4 protein-coding genes are annotated in these 3,903 nt (G+C 28.3%); 2 read left to right on the top strand and 2 right to left on the bottom strand.

Going from position 1 to position 3,903, the window contains the following annotated elements; all coding sequences use genetic code 11:
- Positions 1-374 precede the first annotated feature (374 nt).
- Positions 375-1,862: a sodium-dependent transporter gene (locus tag Q0138_RS07690; protein ID WP_297982947.1), complete on the top strand. Its 1,488-nt coding sequence runs from the start codon at positions 375-377 to the stop codon at positions 1,860-1,862.
- A gap of 237 nt (positions 1,863-2,099) precedes the next feature.
- Here Q0138_RS07690 and Q0138_RS07685 read toward each other — a convergent pair whose 3' ends face one another.
- A complete protein-coding gene (locus Q0138_RS07685; RefSeq protein WP_297982944.1) occupies positions 2,100-2,702 on the bottom strand; it encodes a YigZ family protein in 603 nt (200 codons plus the stop codon).
- Positions 2,703-3,195: 493 nt separating this feature from the next.
- Between Q0138_RS07685 and Q0138_RS07680 the strand changes: the two genes are divergently transcribed.
- On the top strand, positions 3,196-3,627 hold the full coding sequence (locus Q0138_RS07680) for a hypothetical protein (protein ID WP_297982942.1): 432 nt from the start codon (positions 3,196-3,198) through the stop codon (positions 3,625-3,627).
- Here the strand turns inward: Q0138_RS07680 and Q0138_RS07675 are convergent.
- The coding region (locus Q0138_RS07675; RefSeq protein ID WP_297982939.1) for a hypothetical protein at positions 3,624-3,903 on the bottom strand (280 nt) is incomplete at its 5' end. The two genes, Q0138_RS07680 and Q0138_RS07675, sit on opposite strands and share 4 nt — an antisense overlap.

The raw sequence follows: 3,903 nt of genomic DNA, 5'->3' as shown, positions 1-3,903 counted from the left end.
AAAAGTTTAAAAAGCAAAAAAAACAGTCTACTGAAAAATAAATGCAAATGTAAAAAAAGTTTAAAAAGCAAAAAAAACAGTCTACTGAAAAATAAATGCAAATGTAAAAAAAGTTTAAAAAGCAAAAAAAACAGTCTACTGAAAAATAAATGCAAATGTAAAAAAAGTTTAAAAAGCAAAAAAAACAGTCTACTGAAAAATAAATGCAAATGTAAAATAAAGCATTAAGCAAAATAAATAGTTCAATTTTTATATAAAAAACTACAATAGATAACCATATTAAGTAATTTTTAATTAAATGAATGAAAAATTTAAAAAAGATATTAAAAATTTAATAACTTAAAAATACTTATATTAATTTATTTTGTGATTTTATGAGCGATAAAAATGAATGGGGCAGTAATTTATCATTCATATTGGCAATGATAGGTTCTGCAGTAGGATTAGGAAACATATGGCGTTATCCATATGTTTTATACAGCAATGGAGGAGGTGCATTCTACATCCCATACATCGTAGCAATATTACTTATGGGAATTCCATTTCTAATATTGGAATATGGTGTGGGATATAATTTCAAATCTTCATTTCCAAAGGCTATACGTAAAATAAACAACAAATTCGAATTTATAGGATGGCTGTTACCTCTCTGTGTATTCATGATTATGATATATTACTCATGCATACTTGGATGGGACGGCATTTATGTAATTCTAAGTTTCTTCAAGGGTTGGGGAGCAGACCCAAACACATTCTTTGCAACAGGACTTCTTCAATCTACAGAATCAGTGTCTGGAATCAGCAATTTCATTCCGGTTATTGCAATTGCAATGCTTATAGGATGGGCAATCGTATGGTACATCTCCCACAAGGACCTTGAATCAGGTCTTGGAAAGGTGAGCAAAATCCTTGTACCTGCACTCTTTATAATCATGATTGTGATTGTGGTCTTCTCACTTAGTTTACCTGGTGCAATGATTGGACTGAATGAACTCTTTAAACCTGATTGGAGCCTTCTTTTTGACTTTAACATTTGGATGGCAGCATTTGGACAGATAATCTTCTCTTTAAGTCTTGGAATGAGTATTGCATTTACCTATGCAAGTTACACAGGAGAGGGCAGTGACCTGATTACAAACACCCTTTCAATTGCATTTGCAAATTGCGCCTTTGAAAACTTCTGTTCATTAGGCGTTTTCTCAATTCTTGGATATATGTCACTTCAAAGCGGAACCGCAGTTGCAGATCTTGTAACTCAAGGTACAGGACTTGTGTTTATTGCATATCCGACAGTCTTGAATGTACTAGGACAATATGCCTACATCATAGGACCATTGTTTTTCATTACAGTTTATCTTGCAGGCCTTACAAGCATATTATCCACAATCGAGCCATTGGCATTCAGTATTCAAAACAAGTTCACCTGGTCCCGCAACAAGACAATGACAATACTTTGCATAATCGGCGCAGCATTTTCAATGATGTATGCAACAGCATATGGAGGAACACTTCTAGGATATGTAGACGCATATATCAATCAGATAGCCATTCTATTGGGAGTGATTTTTGAATGCATTATCTTTGCATGGATATTTAAATGTGAAAACATCATTCCATTCCTCAATAGACAAAGCAAAACAATAAAAGTGGGTAAGTGGTGGACATATATAGTTAAGTTCATCCTGCCGATATTCATCCTTATTGTATGGATTGGCGGAGTCTTGGATGTAATCAGCAGCGGTTCAAATGACCAGCTGATTGTATTTGGAATCCTTACTGTTATTTTAGTGGTTCTAACTGGAATATTTACTAAATTGCCTGCTACAAATAAGGATTGGGAAGAAACTGAAAATAGATTATAATTTTTACTTAAAATTATAATTTATTATTTCTTTTTTTAAAAAATTAGAACACGAATAATTAAATCTATAAAAAACAATCAATATAATCTTTTTTTAAAAAATTAGAACACAAATAATTAAATCTATAAAAAACAATCAATATAATCTTTTTTTAAAAAAAAACAAACTATAAAAAACTTTAAAAAATAAAAAAATAAAAAAATAAAAAACTATTTTTCCTTTCAATTAACTAAAAATTTAATTTATCTTTTCTAAAAATCTGCTGCCCAAATGCTCGATTTTAACTTGTTTTGCCAATTTTTCCTGAATGCTGTTAATCATTTCCACATTTTGACAGGCTACAAAATAGACAACATTAGCCTCATACTGCTTTTCAACAATAGCCAAGTTCTTTCCCCTAAGTTCACTGTCAATTGTTTTAATGTCCTGGTATTCAAAACTAAACCTAAAAAGCTCATAAAGTTCCATTTCAACAATTTCCGCAATTGACAATGTTTCAAGAACTGATTTGCTGTAAGCCCTTACAAGACCTCCAGCACCTAATTTAATTCCTCCAAAGTAACGGGTAACTATTGCAACGACATTTTCCATCTCGTTTTTCTTCAATACATTGAGCATTGGTCTGCCTGCAGTTCCTCCAGGTTCCCCATTGTCATCATAACCTTCACCATCACTTACTACATAGGCTGTACAGTTATGGGTGGCATCCTTATACTCTTCGGAAATTTCCCTGATTATCTTTTTAGCTTCCAATTCATTTTGTGCAGGAAAGAGTCTGCAGATAAATTGAGACTTTTTAATATCTATTGAACTTTGAAAGCTTTTTGCTATTGTTTTCATGTTATCAATTAAATATTTTGATGAATAATAAAATTATAATTATTTTAAATAAAAATTTAAAATTATTTTTTAAAAATAAAAAACAAAAACTAATTAAATTAAAAAAATAATTTTTAAAAATAAGAAATAAATCCTAAATTAAATTCATAATCTTATTTTTAAGAAAAATATTTTATATAATTAGTATATAAATTTATATATTTAAAAATTTAATATAATTTTTGAAAAAATATAAAAAAATTAGTTTAAAATTAATCTTCTTAAACTAAAAATTAAATTAAATTATTATTTTTATTTGAAAAAGTGAAAGATGCTAAAAAAAATAATAAAAAAATAATATTAAATAAACATTAAATAAACATTAAATAAACATTAAAATTAAAAAAAAACATTAAAAAAAACATTGAAAAAAAAATTAAAAAACATTAAAAAAAATTATCATCCAATTTTAACAATTATTTAAATAAACAATAAAACTAAATGGGGTGAAATCATGGAAGATAAAAAAGCAAAATTTATTGTTTTTATTGTAATAGCAACAATTGCTTTTATATGCAGTACTGCAGTTTATTCAACAACTGGCGGTCTTTCTGATTGGCTTGTATCTAGTATGAATCAAAACGAAGATGCAAACAATAATGGATATTTGGATAGTTCTGAACCAAGTAATGGAGGATTCTTTGAAAATCTCTTTTCTAATGATGATGACAGTTCCAGCAATGGAGGTTATTACAGTTCATCAAGTGACAGTTCAGGAGATGAACCTGACTTACTAGCAAGAATATTGAGAGGCATCATTGGAGGGTCAAGCATAGAAAGTACCAATTCCTATTATGATGACGGCTCCAGTTCAGACTTTTCTGAAAGCTTTAATTCATTAATAGATAAAGGAACTAATAAACTTGATCAAATGTTTAACAGTTAATTTATCTCTATTTTTTCTTTTTCTTTTATTTTTCCAATTATTTTTCTTCTTTTCATATCCACTTGTTTTTTTTCTTTTCTTTTTCCAATTATTTTTCTTCTTTTCATATCCACTTGTTTTTTTTCTTTTATTTTTCCAATTATTTTTCTTCTTTTCATATCCACTTGTTTTTTTTCTTTTCTTTTTCCAATTATTTTTCTTCTTTTCATATCCACTTGTTTTTTTTCTTTTATTTTTCCAATTATTTTTCTTCTTTTCATATCCACTTGTTTTTTT

It is taken from the genome of uncultured Methanobrevibacter sp. (assembly GCF_937906425.1).
In the GTDB taxonomy this organism is placed as follows: domain Archaea; phylum Methanobacteriota; class Methanobacteria; order Methanobacteriales; family Methanobacteriaceae; genus Methanobrevibacter.
The sequence above is the reverse complement of the archived record's forward strand: the minus strand, read 5'-3'. Positions and strand labels throughout refer to the sequence as shown.

Excerpts from the sequence above, each read along its gene's own strand:
- Q0138_RS07690 (WP_297982947.1), top strand. The coding sequence starts at position 375 with ATGAGCGATAAAAATGAATGGGGCAGTAATTTATCATTCATATTGGCA.
- Q0138_RS07685 (WP_297982944.1), bottom strand. The coding sequence starts at position 2,702 with ATGAAAACAATAGCAAAAAGCTTTCAAAGTTCAATAGATATTAAAAAG.
- Q0138_RS07680 (WP_297982942.1), top strand. The coding sequence starts at position 3,196 with ATGGAAGATAAAAAAGCAAAATTTATTGTTTTTATTGTAATAGCAACA.